This is a genomic window from Serratia sp. PL7 (genome assembly GCF_945957435.1).
Map to the genome: position 1 here is coordinate 2791668 of NZ_CAMFLB010000001.1, position 17117 is coordinate 2808784.

The window sequence follows — 17117 nt, forward strand, 5'->3', positions numbered from 1 at the left end:
ATGTTGGGAAAATTAACACTTGATGCGGTTCCGTACCACGAACCGATCATCATGGTCACCGTAGCCGCAATTATTGTCGGGGGCCTGGCAGTGCTGGCGCTGCTGACCTATTTCGGCAAATGGAAGTGGCTGTGGAGCGAATGGCTGACTTCGGTCGACCATAAAAAAATTGGTATCATGTACATCGTCGTGGCGATGGTCATGCTGCTGCGCGGCTTCGCCGACGCCATCATGATGCGTAGCCAGCAGGCGTTGGCGTCCGCCGGCGAAGCCGGGTTCCTGCCGCCGCACCACTACGACCAGATCTTCACCGCGCACGGCGTTATCATGATCTTCTTCATGGCGATGCCTTTCGTAGTCGGCCTGATGAACGTCGTGGTACCGCTGCAAATCGGTGCGCGCGACGTTGCCTTCCCGTTCCTGAACTCCCTGAGCTTCTGGTTCTTCGTGGTGGGCGTTGTGCTGATCAACATCTCCCTGGGGGTCGGTGAGTTCGCTCAGACCGGTTGGCTGGCGTATCCGCCGCTGTCGGGTAAAGAGTACAGTCCTGGCGTCGGGGTCGATTACTGGATCTGGAGTCTGCAGATTTCCGGTCTGGGTACCCTGCTGACCGGCGTGAACTTCTTCGCCACCATTCTGAAGATGCGCGCCCCTGGCATGCCTCTGATGAAGATGCCGGTGTTCACCTGGGCGGCACTGTGTACTAACGTCCTGATCATCGTTTCTTTCCCAATTCTGACCGTCACCATCGCGCTGCTGACCCTGGATCGCTATCTGGGCACCCATTTCTTCACCAATGATATGGGCGGCAACATGATGATGTACATCAACCTGATTTGGGCCTGGGGTCACCCAGAGGTGTATATCCTGGTTCTGCCGGTGTTCGGCGTGTTCTCCGAAGTCACCGCAACCTTCTCCAGAAAACGCCTGTTCGGCTATACCTCACTGGTATGGGCAACCATCGCGATTACCGTTCTGTCGTTCATCGTCTGGCTGCACCACTTCTTCACCATGGGGTCCGGCGCGAACGTTAACGCCTTCTTCGGTATCGCCACCATGATCATTTCCATCCCGACCGGGGTGAAAATCTTCAACTGGCTGTTCACCATGTATCAGGGCCGTATCAAGCTCAACTCCGCGATGCTGTGGACCGTTGGCTTCATCATCACCTTCTCCGTGGGTGGTATGACCGGCGTTCTGCTGGCGGTACCGGGCGCGAACTTCGTGCTGCACAACAGCCTGTTCCTGATCGCTCACTTCCACAACGTCATCATCGGCGGCGTGGTGTTCGGTTGCTTCGCGGGCCTGACCTACTGGTTCCCGAAATCCTTCGGCTTCACGCTGAACGAAAAATGGGGCATCCGCGCGTTCTGGTTTTGGATCATCGGCTTCTTCACCGCCTTCATGCCGCTGTACGCATTGGGCTTTATGGGCATGACCCGTCGTATCAGCCAGAACATCAACCCTGAGTTCCACCCTCTGCTGCTGGTTGCAGCCGGCGGTGCGGCGCTGATCGCCTGCGGCATCCTGTGCCAGCTGACCCAGATCTTCGTCAGTATCCGTGACCGCGAACAGAACCGCGATCTGACCGGTGACCCATGGGGTGCTCGTACTCTGGAGTGGTCAACCTCGTCTCCACCGCCGTTCTATAACTTTGCCGTAGTGCCACAGATCCATGACCGTGATGAGTTCTGGGACATGAAAGAAAAAGGCGAAGCGTATAAGAAACCGGCTAAATACGAACCGATTCATATGCCTAAGAACACCGGCGCCGGCGTTATCATCGCCTTCTTCAGCCTGGTATTCGGTTTCGCAATGATTTGGGAAATCTGGTGGATGGCTCTGGCCGGCTTCATCGGTATGATCGTTGTCTGGATCGGCAAGAGCTTCGATCACGATGTTGACTACTATGTGCAGGTTGATGAAATCGAGCGCATTGAGAACCAACACTACGAACAAATCCGTAAAGCAGGCGTGAACCATGTCAACTGAAACTCTGACCAATCATAACGCAGCCCATGCAGAGCATGGGCACCACGACGCAGGAGAGACCAAAGTCTTCGGATTCTGGATCTACCTGATGAGCGACTGTATTTTGTTTGCGAGCTTGTTCGCGACTTATGCAGTCCTGGTGAACGGGACCGCTGGCGGTCCCTCAGGCAAAGACATCTTCGACCTGAAGTTTGTCCTGGTCGAAACTTTCCTGCTGTTGTTCAGCTCCATCACCTACGGCATGGCGATGATCGCCATGAACAAAGGTAAAGTTGGCGGTGTAAACACCTGGTTGTTCCTGACCTTCCTGTTTGGTCTGGGCTTCGTGGCGATGGAAATCTATGAATTCCATCACCTGATCGCCGAAGGCTTCGGTCCGGATCGCAGCGCGTTCCTGTCCAGCTTCTTCGCGCTGGTCGGCACCCACGGTCTGCACGTGACTTCTGGCCTGATTTGGATCATCGTGCTGATGATTCAGGTGAGCAAGTTCGGCCTGACCGCGACCAACAAAACCCGCCTGATGTGCCTGAGCCTGTTCTGGCACTTCCTGGACGTGGTCTGGATCTGCGTATTTACCGTTGTCTACCTGCTGGGGGTTATGTAATGAGCCATTCATCCCATGAAACCTCTCACGGCGGCGCAAGCCACGGCAGCGTGAAGTCATACCTGATCGGCTTTATCCTGTCGATCATCCTGACGGTAATTCCATTTGCGATGGTAATGAACGGCTCCGCCTCTCATTCCACCATCCTGGCGGTTGTTGTCGGTATGGCGGTTATCCAGGTGATTGTTCACCTGGTTTACTTCCTGCACATGAACACCTCATCGGAAGAGCGCTGGAACCTGGTGGCATTGCTGTTCACCGCTATGATCATCGGTATCGTTGTTGTAGGTTCACTCTGGATTATGTACAACCTCAACATCAATATGATGGTCGATTAAGAGCTGAGCTGCACGTGATGATTAAGCAATACCTGCAAGTCACTAAACCAGGAATTATTTTCGGCAATTTAATTTCTGTCGTCGGGGGATTCCTGCTCGCTTCCAAAGGGAGCATCGACTATCCCCTGTTTCTCGCCACCCTGGTGGGTGTCTCGTTGGTGGTCGCGTCGGGCTGTGTGTTTAACAACTACATCGACCGCGACATCGACAAGAAAATGGAGAGAACGAAGAATCGGGTGCTGGTAAAAGGCCTGATCGCGCCGAGTGTCACCCTGGTTTATGCGACCGCTTTGGGTATTGTGGGCTTTGCGTTGCTGTATATCGCAGCCAACCCGCTGGCCATGTGGCTGGCGGTGATGGGCTTCGTGGTTTATGTCGGCGTTTACAGCCTGTACATGAAACGCCACTCGGTCTACGGCACGCTGATCGGCAGCCTGTCGGGCGCCGCGCCGCCGGTTATCGGCTACTGCGCGGTGACCAACGAGTTCGACGCCGGCGCGTTGATCCTGCTGGCTATCTTTAGCCTGTGGCAGATGCCGCATTCTTATGCGATCGCTATCTTCCGCTTTAAAGATTACCAGGCGGCCAACATTCCGGTGCTGCCGGTGGTGAAAGGCATTTCCGTCGCCAAGAACCACATCACGGTCTACATCCTGGCATTTATGATCGCCACGCTGATGCTGACCCTGGTTGGTTATGCCGGCTACAAGTACCTGATCGTTGCTGCGGCGGTGAGCGTATGGTGGCTGGGCATGGCGCTGCGCGGTTACAAGACCGAAAACGACAGCGTCTGGGCGCGTAAACTGTTCGTGTTCTCCATCGTCGCCATCACCTCGCTGAGCGTGATGATGTCGATCGACTTCAGCGCCACGGCGGCGCCTGAAGCGCTGGTGACCTACGTTTGGTAAGCCAAATCATCTGTGAATGGGCCGCTTTTGCGGCCCATTTTATTTGTCACGCCGAAAAGCGGCCAAACTGTAATATCTGTTAAACAACATTCGATTTACCCCCCCTGCCCTGCACACTAAAATGACGCAGCTTTACAGAAATCATGCCATCAGGCGCTGTCGCAACGTCTGATGGCATGGTTTTTACCGAGGTTTGATGTGAACGATAATTCAATGACCCCGCAGGAGCGCCGCGCCACCTGGGGATTGGGCACCGTATTCTCCCTGCGCATGCTCGGCATGTTTATGGTACTGCCGGTGCTGACCACCTACGGCATGGCGCTCAACGGCGCCAGCGAAGCGCTGATCGGCATCGCCATCGGCATTTACGGCCTGGCACAGGCGGTATTTCAGATCCCGTTCGGCCTGGTGTCCGATCGCATAGGCCGCAAGCCGCTGATCGTCGGCGGCCTACTGATCTTTGCCCTCGGCAGCGTGATCGCCGCCGTCACTGACTCTATCTGGGGCGTGATCCTCGGCCGCGCGTTGCAAGGCTCCGGCGCCATCGCCGCCGCGGTAATGGCGCTGCTCTCCGATCTGACCCGCGAGCAGAACCGCACCAAAGCGATGGCGTTCATCGGCGTCAGCTTCGGTATCACCTTCGCCATCGCCATGGTTCTGGGCCCCATCATCACCCATGCCTTGGGCCTGCATGCGTTGTTCTGGATGATCGCCGTGCTGGCGCTGGCCGGCATCGTCATCACTCTGGCAGTAGTACCTTCCGCCGATACCCATCTGCTGAACCGCGAGTCCAGCATCGTGCGCGGCAGCTTCCGCAAAGTGCTGAGCAACTCGCGCCTGCTGAAGCTCAACTTCGGCATCATGTGCCTGCATATCCTGCTGATGTCGAGCTTCGTGGCGCTGCCGCTAGCGATGGAGAAAGCCGGGCTGGCGGCCAGCGACCACTGGATCGTCTACCTGGTGACCATGCTGGTGTCGTTCGCCGCCGTGGTGCCGTTCATCATCTATGCCGAAAAATATCGCCGCATGAAGCAGGTGTTTATGGGCTGCGTGGCGGTGCTGTTTTGCGCCGAAGTGCTGCTGTGGCTCTCCGGCGCTCATCTATGGGGCATCATCGCCGGCGTGCAGCTGTTCTTCATGGCCTTCAACGTGATGGAAGCCATTCTGCCTTCACTGATCAGCAAAGAATCACCGGCCGGCTACAAGGGCACCGCGATGGGGGTCTACTCCACCAGCCAGTTTATCGGCGTGGCGATCGGCGGCAGCCTCGGAGGCTGGCTGTACGGTTTGCAGGGGGCGGGCTTGGTGTTTATCGCCGGCGCCGTGCTGGCCGCAGTCTGGTTCCTGGTCAGCAGCACCATGAAAGAGCCGCCGTATGTCAGCAGCCTGCGCATTACGCTGTCGGAACTGGCGGTGAAGGATTCGGCGCTGGAAAGCCGCCTGAAGGCACAGCCCGGCGTGGCCGAGGCGATCGTCGTGCCGGAAGAGCGCAGCGCCTACGTCAAGGTGGATACTAAGCAGACCAATCGCGGTCAGCTGGAAGCGCTGATCAATTCGCTGTAAAGAATCAGGGCCGGCAATGCCGGCCCCGTAGAGATTAATCGCGGAAGTTCTTGAACTGGAACGGCTGCCCCAGATCGCCGCCGCGCACCAGCGCCATCACGCTCTGCAAATCGTCGCGTGACTTGCCGGTCACCCGTACTTCTTCACCCTGGATCTGCGCCTGCACCTTCAGCTTGCTGTCTTTGATCAGCTTGACGATTTTCTTCGCCACAGAGGTTTCAATCCCCTGCTTCAGCTTGGCTTCCACGCTGTAGGTTTTGCCGCTGTGGGTAAACTCTTCCGGGATCTCCAGCGCAGCGCCGTCGATGCTGCGCTTGCTCAGCTTTTCGCGCAGAATGTCGAGCAGCTGTTGCACCTGGAAATCAGACTCGGTGGCAACCTTGATGCTTTGGTCTTTCTCGTTTAGCTCAAAGCTGGCCGGCACGTTGCGAAAATCCCAGCGGGTACCGAGATCGCGGGTAGCGTTCTCAACGGCGTTACGCACTTCCTGCATATCAATTTCGGAAACGATGTCGAAAGATGGCATACTTCTTCCTCCTGAATGAGTGCCTAATAGCTTAGGCGATTTTGATGCCGAGCATGATAACCGCTTTGCCGCCTCAGACAAAATCTGCTGAACGCACGCAGGGATAGCGCTTCGGGCTGCCATAAAGCCTATAGTTAATTCACGGTAATTGAGCGGTATTCCCGTGTTTCCAAGGAGACTGAATGAAAATAACCATTCTTGGTTGCGGCGCGCTCGGACAACTGTGGCTCTCCCGGCTGTATCAGCAGGGCCACGATGTACAGGGATGGCTAAGAGTGCCACAGCCTTTTTGCGCAGTGAACGTGATAGAGCCGGAAGGCGTCTCGTTCAATCGCAATTTGCCCACCAACGATCCGGAGCATCTTGCGCAAAGCGAGCTGCTGCTGGTGACGCTAAAAGCCTGGCAGGTGTCCAGCGCGGTCAGCGCGCTGCTGCCGAAGCTGAACCCCCACTGTGCTATTTTGCTGCTGCACAACGGTATGGGCACCCAGGAAGAGCTGCCGCCGAACGGCCAGCCCATCCTGCAGGGCACCACCACCCACGCTGCGCGCCACGAAGGCAGCACCATTATCCACGTCGCCACCGGCATCACTCACATCGGCCCAACCTCGCCGGCCGCCCAACACCTCAGCCACCTGGCGGAAGTGCTGCATCAGGCGCTGCCTGACGTCGCCTGGCACAACAATATCGCCTCGGCCAACTGGCGCAAGCTGGCGGTCAACTGCGTGATCAACCCGCTGACGGCGCTGTACGGCTGCCGCAACGGCGACCTGCAGCGTTACCCGGAACAGATCGAAACGCTGTGCCGTGAAGTCGCTAGCGTGATGGCGATGGAGGGCTACCACACCTCCTGTGAAGGCCTGATGCAATACGTGATGGACGTGATCCACAGCACCGCCGACAACATTTCGTCGATGCTGCAGGACATCCGCAGCCAGCGGCACACCGAGATCGACTACATCACCGGTTACCTGCTGCGCCGCGCGCGCAGCCACGGCCTCACGCTGCCGGAGAATGCGCGGCTGTTTGAATTGATTAAACGAAAGGAAAATGAATATGAGCGTATCGGCGCTGGTCTGCCTGGCACCTGGTAGCGAAGAAACCGAAGCCGTCACCACCATCGACCTGCTGGTGCGGGCGGGCGTAAAAGTCACTACCGCCAGCGTTGCCGGCGACGGCGAGCTGACTATCGTCTGTTCGCGCGGCGTCAAGCTGCTGGCCGACGCGCCGCTGGTGGCGATCGTCGATGAGCCGTTCGACGCCATCGTGCTGCCCGGCGGCCTGAAAGGCGCGGAATGCTTCCGCGACAGCCCGCTGCTGGTGGAGAAGGTGCGGCAAATGCATCTGCAGGGCAACATCGTCGCCGCCATCTGCGCGGCGCCGGCGCTGGTGCTGCAACACCACGATCTGTTCCCGATCGGCAACATGACCGGCTTCCCGGGCCTGAAAGACCAGATACCGGCGGATAAATGGATGGAGCGCCGCGTGGTGTACGATGCCCGCGTCAACCTGCTCACCAGCCAGGGGCCGGGCACCGCGATGGAGTTCGCGCTGAAGCTGATAGACCTGCTGCTTGGTAAAGCCAAGGCGGCGGAGATCGCCGCGCAGCTGGTGCTGATCCCGGGGATGTACGACTTCCGCGACTGAGCGGCTTGCCGATAAAAAAAGGGCTGAACATCGGTTCAGCCCTTCTCGTTGATGCCGCTCCGTGCGTTACGGGCGATAAACCTTCACGTTGTTGAAGCCCTGCTCCAACAGGTACAGCGCCTGCAGGCGGCTCATCACGCCGCGCTCGCAGTACAGCAGGTAGGTTTTGCTCTGGTCCAGATTACCAAACTGGGTGCTCAGCTTGTAGAACGGCAGCGCTTTCACTTCAACCTGTTCCAGCTGCAGCGGTTTCTCTTCCTGCTCGTCGTTGGAGCGGATATCCAGGATCACCTCGTCGGCGCCGAAGGCCGCGACGGTTTCCACCTCGGTCACCTGTTCCTGCGTCTGTTCGGCGATAGAGCGGATATCAACGTTCTTCGCCTCGCTCACCACGCGGTCAAGAATGCTGAAATCGAAGTGGCTCTCTTCCTCTTCGATCTTGGCCTTGACGGCTTTTACCGTCGGGCTCTTCGAAATCACACCGCAATATTCCGGCATGGTTTTGGCGAAGTCTTCAGTGCCGATTTCGCGCGCCAGCTTGATGATGTGCTCTTTATCGTGCGAGATCAGCGGACGCAGGATCAAGGTATCGGACGCATTGTCGATCAAGCGCAGGTTGGTCAGCGTCTGGCTGGAGACCTGCCCCAGCGCCTCACCGGTCACCAGCGCCTGCACGCCGTAGCGTTCGGCTACTTGCGAAGCGGCGCGCACCATCATGCGCTTGAGGACCACGCCCATCTGGCCGTCGTCGACCTTCTCCAGGATCTCGCCCACCACCGGCTCGAAGTCGATAGCGACGAAGCGCACCTTGTGCGAACTGGCGAAGCGATTCCAGAGATAATGTGCCACCTGCTTCACGCCGATCTCGTGCGCAGCGCCGCCCAGGTTGAAGAAGCAGAAGTGCACGCGGCAACCGCGACGCATCAACATATAGCTGGAGACGCCCGAGTCGAAACCGCCGGAAATCAACGACAGTACGTCTTCCTGGGTGCCGACCGGGTAACCACCGATGCCTTCGAGGCGGCGTTTGACCAGCATCAGCTTGTCGTCTTCAATCTCCAGATTTACCGTGACCTGCGGGCGGGTCAGGTTAACGCGCGCGCTCTCGATATGCTGGTTCAGGCCGCCGCCGACGTAGCGCTCCACGTCCTGCGAATTGAACGCCTGCTTGCCGCGGCGCTTGACGCGCACGCAGAAGGTTTTGCCTTCCAACTGGGCGCGGTAGGCTTCCAGCGTCTGCTCGAAGATGTGGTGGATGTCGGTATAAGCGCGGTCTTCCACTTCCAAAATATGGTGGATGCCGGGAATGCGCGTCAGGGCGTCGGCGATGATCGGCCGCTGGTTTTCATCTTTGGCGCGAACTTCGATATGATCCCAGTGACGGACGACCGCCAGCGTTTCATCATACTGCTTCAGGACGTTGCGAATATTGGTCGAGAGAATCTTGATAAAGCGCAAGCGCACAGATTGGCTCTTGATGGTGATTTCCGGGAACAATTTAATGATAAACTTCATGGCGGTCTTTGTTGTCAGATAAGAATTACGGCGCGGAGTATATCACCATATCGCCGTGCTCTGCGCACAAAACCACACATGAGCGCCATGATTTGCTAATCAAGATCCGCTAGGATAGGCTCTGGCGCCACGGTTCACATGATGACGTAAAAAGAAAATTATGCCGAAAAAACCAGCACAATCAGCCAGTACAGAGCAAACTGCCAGCTTTGAAAGCGCCCTCGGCGAGCTGGAAAGCATCGTGACGCGTCTGGAGTCAGGCGAATTGCCGCTGGAAGACGCGCTGAACGAGTTCGAACGTGGCGTACAGCTGGCGCGTCAAGGCCAGCAGAAACTGCAACAGGCGGAACAGCGTGTGCAGATACTCCTTAACGACAGCGCCGACGATGCGGCGCTGACGCCTTTTACACCGGATACCGAGTAACCGACATGTCTGAGATCGCCCCATCGGCCGCTTTTGCCGATCAAATGCAGATTTTCCGCCAGCGTGCCGATCGCGCGCTGTTGGACTTCATCGCCCCGCTGCCGTTCAACGACGGCAACATGGTGGCGGCGATGCGTCACGGCGCCTTGCTGGGCGGCAAGCGCCTGCGGCCATTCCTGGTCTACACCACCGGCCAGATGTTCGGCGTGTCGCTGAGCAACCTGGATGCGCCGGCGGCAGCGGTAGAATGCATTCATGCCTACTCGCTGATCCACGACGATCTGCCGGCGATGGACGACGACGATCTGCGCCGCGGCCAGCCGACCTGCCACATTAAATTCGGCGAAGCCAACGCGATCCTGGCCGGCGATGCGCTGCAAACGCTGGCGTTTTCGATCCTGGCCGATGCCGAAATGCCTGACGTGGCGTTGCGCGATCGGCTAGCGATGGTCTCCGAACTGGCGACCGCCAGCGGCGTAGCCGGCATGTGCGGCGGCCAATCGCTGGATCTGGAAGCCGAAGGCAATCGCGTCGATCTGCAGGCGCTAGAGCAGATCCACCGCCACAAAACCGGCGCGCTGATCCGCGCGGCGGTGCGCTTGGGCGCGCTGAGCGCCGGCGAAGCCGGGCGAGCGGCGCTGCCGCAGCTGGATCGTTACGCCGCCGCGGTCGGCCTGGCGTTCCAGGTTCAGGATGACATTTTGGACGTTGTCGGCGAGACTGAGAAAATCGGCAAGCGCCAGGGAGCGGACCAACAACACGGAAAGAGTACCTACCCGGCGTTACTCGGGCTTGACAGCGCGAAAGCAAAAGCGTGGGATCTCTATCAGGAAGCATTAGCTGCATTGGACACTTTGGCAGCGCAATCTTATAACACAGCGCCATTGCGAGCGTTAGCCAGCTTCATTATTGAACGCGACAATTAACGTGTGACGTTAACTCCTCTGATATGAGTATCGAATGAGTCTTGATATAGCCAAATACCCAACCCTGGCGCTAGCGGAAAACCCCGAGGAACTCCGCTCGCTGCCCAAAGAGAGCTTGCCGAAGCTGTGCGATGAGCTGCGGCAATACCTGCTGAACAGCGTCAGTCGTTCCAGCGGCCACTTTGCCTCCGGGCTGGGTACCGTCGAACTGACGGTGGCGTTGCATTTCGTCTACAACACGCCGTTCGATCATCTGGTGTGGGACGTCGGCCACCAGGCCTACCCGCACAAAATTCTGACCGGTCGTCGCGACCGCATCGCCACCATTCGGCAAAAGAACGGCCTGCATCCGTTCCCGTGGCGCGCCGAAAGCGAATACGACGTGCTGTCGGTCGGCCACTCATCGACCTCGATCAGCGCCGGCCTCGGCATGGCGGTGGCGGCAGAGCGTGAAGGCAAAGGCCGCCGCACGGTGTGTGTGATCGGCGACGGCGCCATCACCGCCGGCATGGCGTTCGAAGCGATGAACCACGCCGGCGACATCAATCCGGACATGCTGGTGGTGCTGAACGACAACGAGATGTCGATCTCGGAAAACGTCGGCGCGCTGAACAATCACCTGGCGCAGCTGCTGTCCGGCAAGCTTTACTCCACCCTGCGCGAAGGCGGCAAGAAAGTGCTGGCCGGCGTGCCGCCGATCAAGGAGCTGGTGAAACGCACCGAAGAGCACCTGAAAGGCATGGTGGTGCCGGGTACGCTGTTCGAAGAGCTGGGCTTCAACTACATCGGCCCGGTAGACGGGCACGACGTACAGGGCCTGGTCGCCACGTTGAAAAACATGCGCGATCTGAAAGGCCCACAGCTGTTGCACATCATGACCAAGAAAGGCCGTGGTTACGCGCCGGCGGAGAAGGATCCGATCAGCTTCCACGCGGTGCCGAAGTTCGATCCCGCCAGCGGCACGCTGCCGAAAAGCGCCGGAGGTCTGCCGACCTATTCGAAAATCTTCGGCGACTGGCTGTGTGAAACCGCCGCCAAAGACAGCTCGCTGATGGCGATCACGCCGGCGATGCGCGAAGGCTCCGGCATGGTGCAGTTCTCTCGCGACTACCCGCAGCAATATTTCGACGTGGCGATCGCCGAGCAGCACGCGGTCACTTTCGCCGCCGGGCTGGCGATCGGCGGCTACAAGCCGGTGGTGGCGATCTATTCCACCTTCCTGCAACGCGCCTACGATCAGCTGATCCATGATGTGGCGATCCAAAACCTGCCGGTGATGTTCGCCATCGATCGCGGCGGCATCGTCGGCGCCGACGGCCAGACCCATCAGGGGGCGTTCGATCTGTCGTTCATGCGCTGCATCCCGACCATGGTGATCATGACGCCAAGCGACGAGAACGAATGCCGGCAGATGCTGTATACCGGCTATCACTATAACGACGGCCCGAGCGCCGTGCGCTATCCGCGCGGCACCGGCACCGGCGTTACGCTGGAGCCGCTCAGCCTGTTGCCGATCGGCAAAGGCGTGGTGCGCCGTCAGGGGGAAAAGATCGCCATTCTCAACTTCGGCACCCTGCTGCCGGAGGCCACGCAAGCGGCGGAAGCGCTCAACGCCACGCTGGTCGACATGCGCTTCGTCAAACCGCTGGACGAGCAGTTGGTGCTCGAACTGGCCGCCAGCCATGAAACGCTGGTCACGCTGGAAGAGAACGCGATCATGGGCGGCGCCGGTAGCGGCGTTAACGAACTGCTGATGGCCAAACGCCGCCCGGTGCCGGTGCTGAACCTCGGCCTGCCGGACAGCTTCGTCTCGCAGGGCAGCCAGGAAGAGCTGCGCGCCGATCTGGGGCTGGACGCCGCCGGCATTCAGCGCCAAATCGAAACCTGGCTGGCGCAGTAATCACCGCCTGCATCTGACAAACGCCTCCGCCTGCGGGGGCGTTTTCGTTTCCGCCCTTCGGGATCCGCGCTACAGTTACTGTCTGAGCTGTGAATGGGAGGCAAGCATGAAGTACCTGAAACTGGGCAACACCGATCTGAACGTCTCGCGCATCTGCCTGGGTTGCATGACCTACGGCGAACCGAACCGCGGCAATCACGCCTGGACGCTGCCTGAAGAGAGTAGCCGTCCGCTGCTGAAACAGGCGCTGGAAGCCGGCATCAACTTTTTCGACACCGCCAACAGCTATTCCGACGGCAGCAGCGAGGAGATCCTCGGCCGGGCGCTGCGCGACTATGCGCGCCGCGAGGAGGTGGTGATCGCCACCAAGGTGTATTTCCCGCTGAGCAACCTGGAGCGCGGTTTGTCGCGCGCCAAGATCATGCAATCCATCGACGACAGCCTGCGGCGTCTGGGCACCGACTATGTCGATTTGCTGCAAATCCATCGCTGGGATTACGAAACGCCGCTGGAAGAGACGCTGGAAGCGCTGCACGACGTGGTGAAAGCCGGTAAGGCGCGATACATCGGCGCCTCCTCGATGTACGCCTGGCAGTTCGCCAAAGCGCTGTATACCGCCGATCTGCACGGCTGGACGCGCTTCGTCAGCATGCAGGATCAATACAACCTGATCCAGCGCGAAGAAGAGCGCGAGATGCACCCGCTGTGCGCCGCCGAAGGCATCGCCGTGCTGCCGTGGAGCCCGCTGGCGCGCGGCCGCCTGACCCGCCCCTGGGGCGAAACCACCGCGCGGCTGGTTTCCGACCAGTTCGGCAAAAGCCTGTACGAGGAAACCGAAGGCATTGACGCCATTATCGCCGAGCGCGTCGCCAGCCTCGCCGAGGAACGCGGCGTGTCACGCGCGCAGATCGCACTGGCCTGGCTGCTGAACAAGCCGGCGGTCAGCGCGCCGATCGTCGGCGCTTCGCGCAGCGAACAGCTGGACGACGCCATCGCCGCGGTCGATTTGAGTTTGTCGCCGCAAGAGGTGGCGGAACTGGAGACGGCTTACGTGCCGCACCGGGTGACAGGGTTTGAATAAAGAGAAGCGGGCGCGAAGAAGCGCACCCGTCTGTCAGAACAGCCCGATCGGCCAGTGGTGCCCAATCAGGTAGATGATGCCGGCGGACAGCACGCCGGCGATGATATCGTCGACCATAATACCCATGCCGCCATGCACGTTGCGGTCGAACCAGCGGATCGGCCACGGTTTCCACATATCCAGAATACGGAAGATGACGAAACCGGCGGCGACCCAGCGCCAATCGTTGACCGGCAACGCCATCAGCGTGATCCACATGCCGACGAATTCGTCCCAGACGATGCTGCCGTGATCGTGCACCTTCATGTCTTTTGCCGTGCGATGGCAAATATAGACGCCGATGCAAATGCTGAACATCACCGCCAGCGAGTAGAGCTGCCACGGCAGTTGGATCAGCAGCAGCCAGAACGGGATCGCCGCCAGCGATCCCATGGTGCCCGGCATCACCGGCGACAAACCGCTGCCAAAACCGGTGGCCAACAGGTGCCACGGATTGCTCATCCGCAGCCGGCGCTTGGCTTCATCCATCGGTGCCCGGCTCCGCGTTGAAATGATCGAAGCCGGCCCAGTCCAGCTCTACCGCCTCATCGTCGCGATAATAGCGAATACCTTCAGACAGCGGGCCAATTTGGCCGATACAGGTGTAGTCGGCTCCAAGGTGGCTCAGCGCCACTTCCAGCGCGCCGCGGTTGATCTCCGGCACGGTGAAGCACAGCTCGTAATCTTCGCCGCCCGCCAGCGCCCAACGCAGCGCCTGCTCGGCATCGGCGTGGCTGCTCAGCGCCTGCGACATCGGCAGCTCGTCCAGTACGATGCGTGCGCCACAGTCGCTGGCCTTCAGGATATGCTTCAGATCGGAAATCAGGCCATCGGAGATGTCGATCGCCGAGCTGGCCAGATCGCGCAGCGCCTGCCCCTGCAACACCCGCGGCTGCGGCCGCAGATGACGAGCGACCAGATAATCGCGCGCCGCCGCATCCGTCACCGCCAGGCGATCCTGCAGGATCGCCAGACCGGCGGCGCTGTCGCCCAGCGTGCCGGTCACATAGATCCAGTCGCCGATGCGCGCGCCGCTGCGGGTCAGCGCCCGGCCGGCCGGGATCAGCCCCTGAATGGTCAACGTCATGCTCAGCGGGCCGCGCGTGGTATCGCCGCCAATCAGCTGCATGCCGTAATAGTTGAGCTGATCGAACAGGCTGTCGCTGAAGGCCTTCAGCCACGGCTCGTTCACCTCCGGCAGGGTCAGGGCCAGCGAGAGCCACGCAGGATCGGCGCCCATCGCCGCCAGATCGCTCAGATTGACCGCCAGCGCCTTGTAACCGAGATCGGCCGGATCGATGTCCGGCAGGAAGTGAATGCCCGCCACCAGCGTATCGGTACTGACGGCCACCAGCTGTTTTTCCGGCACTGCCAGCAGTGCGCAGTCATCTCCAATGCCCAACTGTACATCCCGGCGCACGCGCTTAAACCGGTCAAAATAGCGGGCAATGAGGTCAAATTCGCCGCATGCCATATCGATATTCCACTAGAAGAAATTAAGGCCGGGAATGCCGGCCTTAATGTTTTACTTTTTCTTGCGAAGGGTTGGCGCCACTTTATCCAGCACCCCGTTCACAAACTTGTGGCTGTCTTCCGCGCCGAAGGTTTTCGCCAGCTCGATCGCTTCGTTAATCGCCACCTTATAAGGGACATCCTCGCGCATTTTCAGTTCAAACAGCGCGACGCGCAGCACCGCGCGCTCCACCTGGCCCAGCTCTTCGAGCTGACGCGACAGGTAAGGCGCCATCAGTTCGTCCAGCATACCTGCATTCACTGCCGCGCCGGACAGCAACTCGCGAAAATAGGCGACGTCAACATCTTTGACATCCTGCTCCGTCAGGAACTGGTGTTCAACATCGGCAAGGTCGTTTTTAGACAACTGCCAAGAGTAAAGCGCTTGAACAGCGCACTCACGAGCGCGGCGACGAGCAGCAGGTTTCACGGAATTCCCCTTAACTAAATTCAGGCTTTAATAGCTTTGATAACATTAATCATTTCAAGTGCGGTCAGCGCGGCTTCAGCGCCCTTGTTGCCCGCTTTGGTGCCGGCGCGTTCGATCGCCTGTTCGATGCTTTCGGTGGTCAGCACGCCAAAGGCAACCGGGATTTCGGCATTCATCGCAACGTTGCCGATGCCGGAGCTGGCTTCGCCCGCTACATATTCGAAGTGCGCGGTGCCCCCACGGATAACGGTGCCCAGCGCGATAACCGCGTCGTATTTGCCGGTTTTGGCCAATACGCTCGCCGTCAGCGGCAGCTCGTAAGCGCCCGGGACCCAGACAACGGTGATGTTGTCGTCAGCAACCTGACCAATGCGTTTCAGCGCGTCGATGGCACCTTCCAGCAGGCTGTCGTTGATGAAATTGTTAAAACGTGCAATTGCGATCGCCACACGGGCATTTGGAGTAGCAACAACACCTTCGATAACTTTCATGGGCTTTCCTTAAAAATGGGTTCAATACCCCGCAGGGGGGCGGATTCTATCATATTCTTTCATCGCCTGCGCGGCGCTTTTGTAAAACCGGCGCGCGGGCGCGAGATTCAGTGTTTCGCCCGCAGGCGCAAACGCAGATCGGGGCCAACCTGACGCACGTCACTAAAGACGAATTCCGGCGCGTCGGCCAGCCGTTCCAGGCCCGGCAGATGACACAGGCCACGGCCATTATCGCCCAACAGTTTCGGCGCGATGTACAAAATGAGCTCATCCACCAGGCCAGCCTGCAGCAGCGCGCCGGCCAGCGTTGCGCCCGCCTCTACCCAGATTGAATTCACCTGGCGCTTGGCCAACAGCATCATCATCACCACCAGATCGATGCCGCCGCCGTGCGCCGGGCAGATAAACTGTTCGACCTCTTGCGGCCAGGCCTGTTCATCCGCCTGCAGGCGCGCCAGCCAGGTAGCGCCCGGCTGCTGCACCACGCGGTGCTGCGGGGTAATGCGATTTTGGCTGTCGAGCAGGATGCGCAGCGGCTGGCGCAGATTTTCGCGCGGATAGAGGCGCTGCGTCTCGGCGTCCAGCTCATCCCAACGCACCGTCAGCGACGGATCGTCCGCCAGCACGGTGGCGCTGGTGCTGAGAATGGCGGCGCTCTGCGCGCGCAGGCGCTGCACGTCCTGACGCGCTTCGGGTGAGGTGATCCACTGGCTTTCGCCGGAGGCCATCGCCGTGCGGCCGTCCAGCGACGCGCCCAGCTTCAGCTGCACATAGGGGAAACCGGTGCGCATGCGTTTGAGGAAGCCCAGGTTGACCGCTTCGGCCTCGGCCAGCATCAGGCCATGACGGACTTCGACGCCGGCTTGCTGCAGCTTGTACAAGCCGCGCCCCGCCACCTGAGGATTGGGATCTTGCATCGCCGCGACCACCCGCGTCACGCCGGCGGCCACCAGCGCATCGGCGCAGGGTGGCGTGCGGCCGTGGTGGCTGCACGGTTCGAGCGTGACATAGGCAGTGGCGCCGCGCGCCTTGTCGCCCGCCATGCGCAGCGCGTGCACTTCCGCATGCGGCTCGCCGGCGCGCAGATGATAGCCTTCACCGACAATTTCGCCGTCGCGCACGATAACGCAGCCGACGTTCGGATTGGGCGCGGTGGTGAAACGCCCCAGCCGCGCCAGTTCGAAGGCGCGCGCCATGTAAAATTCGTCGTGATGCATGAAA

General features: G+C 59.7%; 18 protein-coding genes. 11 read left to right on the top strand and 7 right to left on the bottom strand.

The window, feature by feature from the left end; translation table 11 throughout:
- From cyoB to N6G83_RS13610, 5 genes are all read left to right on the top strand, one after another.
- On the top strand, positions 1-1992 hold the full coding sequence (gene cyoB, locus N6G83_RS13590) for a cytochrome o ubiquinol oxidase subunit I (RefSeq protein WP_025301762.1): 1992 nt from the start codon (positions 1-3) through the stop codon (positions 1990-1992).
- The gene (locus tag N6G83_RS13595; protein WP_004940367.1) at positions 1982-2596 is read left to right on the top strand and encodes a cytochrome o ubiquinol oxidase subunit III; all 615 of its coding nucleotides are present in this window, start codon (positions 1982-1984) and stop codon (positions 2594-2596) included. The genes cyoB and N6G83_RS13595 overlap by 11 nt, the downstream gene beginning before the upstream one ends.
- Positions 2596-2934 (top strand): cytochrome o ubiquinol oxidase subunit IV, encoded by a 339-nt coding sequence (locus tag N6G83_RS13600; protein WP_016928864.1) that lies wholly within the window; start codon positions 2596-2598, stop codon positions 2932-2934. The genes N6G83_RS13595 and N6G83_RS13600 overlap by 1 nt, the downstream gene beginning before the upstream one ends.
- 17 nt (positions 2935-2951) lie before the next feature.
- Positions 2952-3842 carry a heme o synthase gene (gene cyoE, locus N6G83_RS13605; protein WP_025301761.1) on the top strand — a complete coding sequence of 297 codons (891 nt, stop codon included), beginning with the start codon at positions 2952-2954 and terminating at the stop codon, positions 3840-3842.
- Positions 3843-4040: 198 nt separating this feature from the next.
- Positions 4041-5405, top strand: a complete 1365-nt coding sequence (locus N6G83_RS13610; protein WP_162495997.1) for an MFS transporter — start codon at positions 4041-4043, stop codon at positions 5403-5405.
- Between the two features lie 34 nt (positions 5406-5439).
- Here the strand turns inward: N6G83_RS13610 and N6G83_RS13615 are convergent, their stop codons facing one another.
- The gene (locus tag N6G83_RS13615; protein ID WP_025301759.1) at positions 5440-5931 is read right to left on the bottom strand and encodes a YajQ family cyclic di-GMP-binding protein; all 492 of its coding nucleotides are present in this window, start codon (positions 5929-5931) and stop codon (positions 5440-5442) included.
- Between the two features lie 182 nt (positions 5932-6113).
- On the opposite strand from N6G83_RS13615, the gene panE reads away from it, so the two are divergent.
- The gene (gene panE, locus N6G83_RS13620; protein ID WP_049295137.1) at positions 6114-7025 is read left to right on the top strand and encodes a 2-dehydropantoate 2-reductase; all 912 of its coding nucleotides are present in this window, start codon (positions 6114-6116) and stop codon (positions 7023-7025) included.
- Positions 6988-7578, top strand: a complete 591-nt coding sequence (gene yajL, locus N6G83_RS13625) for a protein deglycase YajL (RefSeq protein ID WP_043135643.1) — start codon at positions 6988-6990, stop codon at positions 7576-7578. Before panE ends, yajL begins: the two co-directional genes overlap by 38 nt.
- Positions 7579-7644: 66 nt before the next feature.
- On the opposite strand, the gene thiI is transcribed toward yajL, so the two are convergent.
- Positions 7645-9093: a tRNA uracil 4-sulfurtransferase ThiI gene (gene thiI, locus N6G83_RS13630; RefSeq protein WP_025301756.1), complete on the bottom strand. Its 1449-nt coding sequence runs from the start codon at positions 9091-9093 to the stop codon at positions 7645-7647.
- A 160-nt stretch (positions 9094-9253) separates the two neighbouring features.
- Between thiI and xseB the strand changes: the two genes are divergently transcribed.
- The 4 genes from xseB to N6G83_RS13650 all read left to right on the top strand — a co-directional run bounded on the left by xseB (position 9254) and on the right by N6G83_RS13650 (position 13424).
- Positions 9254-9517, top strand: coding sequence for an exodeoxyribonuclease VII small subunit (gene xseB / locus N6G83_RS13635; RefSeq protein WP_025301755.1), 264 nt, complete (start codon positions 9254-9256; stop codon positions 9515-9517).
- A gap of 5 nt (positions 9518-9522) precedes the next feature.
- The gene (gene ispA, locus N6G83_RS13640; protein WP_169540952.1) at positions 9523-10443 is read left to right on the top strand and encodes a (2E,6E)-farnesyl diphosphate synthase; all 921 of its coding nucleotides are present in this window, start codon (positions 9523-9525) and stop codon (positions 10441-10443) included.
- Between the two features lie 34 nt (positions 10444-10477).
- Positions 10478-12343 carry a 1-deoxy-D-xylulose-5-phosphate synthase gene (gene dxs, locus N6G83_RS13645; RefSeq protein WP_169540951.1) on the top strand — a complete coding sequence of 622 codons (1866 nt, stop codon included), beginning with the start codon at positions 10478-10480 and terminating at the stop codon, positions 12341-12343.
- A gap of 106 nt (positions 12344-12449) precedes the next feature.
- The gene (locus N6G83_RS13650) at positions 12450-13424 is read left to right on the top strand and encodes an aldo/keto reductase (protein WP_025301752.1); all 975 of its coding nucleotides are present in this window, start codon (positions 12450-12452) and stop codon (positions 13422-13424) included.
- Positions 13425-13457: 33 nt separating this feature from the next.
- Here the strand turns inward: N6G83_RS13650 and pgpA are convergent, their stop codons facing one another.
- From pgpA to ribD, 5 genes are all read right to left on the bottom strand, one after another.
- Positions 13458-13952, bottom strand: coding sequence for a phosphatidylglycerophosphatase A (pgpA, locus tag N6G83_RS13655; RefSeq protein WP_004940382.1), 495 nt, complete (start codon positions 13950-13952; stop codon positions 13458-13460).
- Positions 13945-14937, bottom strand: coding sequence for a thiamine-phosphate kinase (thiL, locus tag N6G83_RS13660; protein WP_043135634.1), 993 nt, complete (start codon positions 14935-14937; stop codon positions 13945-13947). Before thiL ends, pgpA begins: the two co-directional genes overlap by 8 nt.
- Before the next feature lie 51 nt (positions 14938-14988).
- Entirely contained in the window at positions 14989-15405 is a 417-nt protein-coding gene (nusB, locus tag N6G83_RS13665) for a transcription antitermination factor NusB (protein ID WP_004940384.1), read from the bottom strand.
- A 20-nt stretch (positions 15406-15425) separates the two neighbouring features.
- The gene (gene ribE / locus N6G83_RS13670; RefSeq protein ID WP_004940385.1) at positions 15426-15896 is read right to left on the bottom strand and encodes a 6,7-dimethyl-8-ribityllumazine synthase; all 471 of its coding nucleotides are present in this window, start codon (positions 15894-15896) and stop codon (positions 15426-15428) included.
- A gap of 107 nt (positions 15897-16003) precedes the next feature.
- Entirely contained in the window at positions 16004-17113 is a 1110-nt protein-coding gene (ribD, locus tag N6G83_RS13675; protein WP_025301750.1) for a bifunctional diaminohydroxyphosphoribosylaminopyrimidine deaminase/5-amino-6-(5-phosphoribosylamino)uracil reductase RibD, read from the bottom strand.
- Positions 17114-17117 lie beyond the last annotated feature (4 nt).

What these genes read in the sequence shown, in the direction of transcription:
- cyoB (WP_025301762.1), top strand. Translation starts at nt 1, where the DNA reads ATGTTGGGAAAATTAACACTTGATGCGGTTCCGTACCACGAACCGATC.
- N6G83_RS13595 (WP_004940367.1), top strand. Translation starts at nt 1,982, where the DNA reads ATGTCAACTGAAACTCTGACCAATCATAACGCAGCCCATGCAGAGCAT.
- N6G83_RS13600 (WP_016928864.1), top strand. Translation starts at nt 2,596, where the DNA reads ATGAGCCATTCATCCCATGAAACCTCTCACGGCGGCGCAAGCCACGGC.
- cyoE (WP_025301761.1), top strand. Translation starts at nt 2,952, where the DNA reads ATGATTAAGCAATACCTGCAAGTCACTAAACCAGGAATTATTTTCGGC.
- N6G83_RS13615 (WP_025301759.1), bottom strand. Translation starts at nt 5,931, where the DNA reads ATGCCATCTTTCGACATCGTTTCCGAAATTGATATGCAGGAAGTGCGT.
- panE (WP_049295137.1), top strand. Translation starts at nt 6,114, where the DNA reads ATGAAAATAACCATTCTTGGTTGCGGCGCGCTCGGACAACTGTGGCTC.
- yajL (WP_043135643.1), top strand. Translation starts at nt 6,988, where the DNA reads ATGAGCGTATCGGCGCTGGTCTGCCTGGCACCTGGTAGCGAAGAAACC.
- thiI (WP_025301756.1), bottom strand. Translation starts at nt 9,093, where the DNA reads ATGAAGTTTATCATTAAATTGTTCCCGGAAATCACCATCAAGAGCCAA.
- xseB (WP_025301755.1), top strand. Translation starts at nt 9,254, where the DNA reads ATGCCGAAAAAACCAGCACAATCAGCCAGTACAGAGCAAACTGCCAGC.
- ispA (WP_169540952.1), top strand. Translation starts at nt 9,523, where the DNA reads ATGTCTGAGATCGCCCCATCGGCCGCTTTTGCCGATCAAATGCAGATT.
- dxs (WP_169540951.1), top strand. Translation starts at nt 10,478, where the DNA reads ATGAGTCTTGATATAGCCAAATACCCAACCCTGGCGCTAGCGGAAAAC.
- N6G83_RS13650 (WP_025301752.1), top strand. Translation starts at nt 12,450, where the DNA reads ATGAAGTACCTGAAACTGGGCAACACCGATCTGAACGTCTCGCGCATC.
- pgpA (WP_004940382.1), bottom strand. Translation starts at nt 13,952, where the DNA reads ATGGATGAAGCCAAGCGCCGGCTGCGGATGAGCAATCCGTGGCACCTG.
- thiL (WP_043135634.1), bottom strand. Translation starts at nt 14,937, where the DNA reads ATGGCATGCGGCGAATTTGACCTCATTGCCCGCTATTTTGACCGGTTT.
- ribE (WP_004940385.1), bottom strand. Translation starts at nt 15,896, where the DNA reads ATGAAAGTTATCGAAGGTGTTGTTGCTACTCCAAATGCCCGTGTGGCG.
- ribD (WP_025301750.1), bottom strand. Translation starts at nt 17,113, where the DNA reads ATGCATCACGACGAATTTTACATGGCGCGCGCCTTCGAACTGGCGCGG.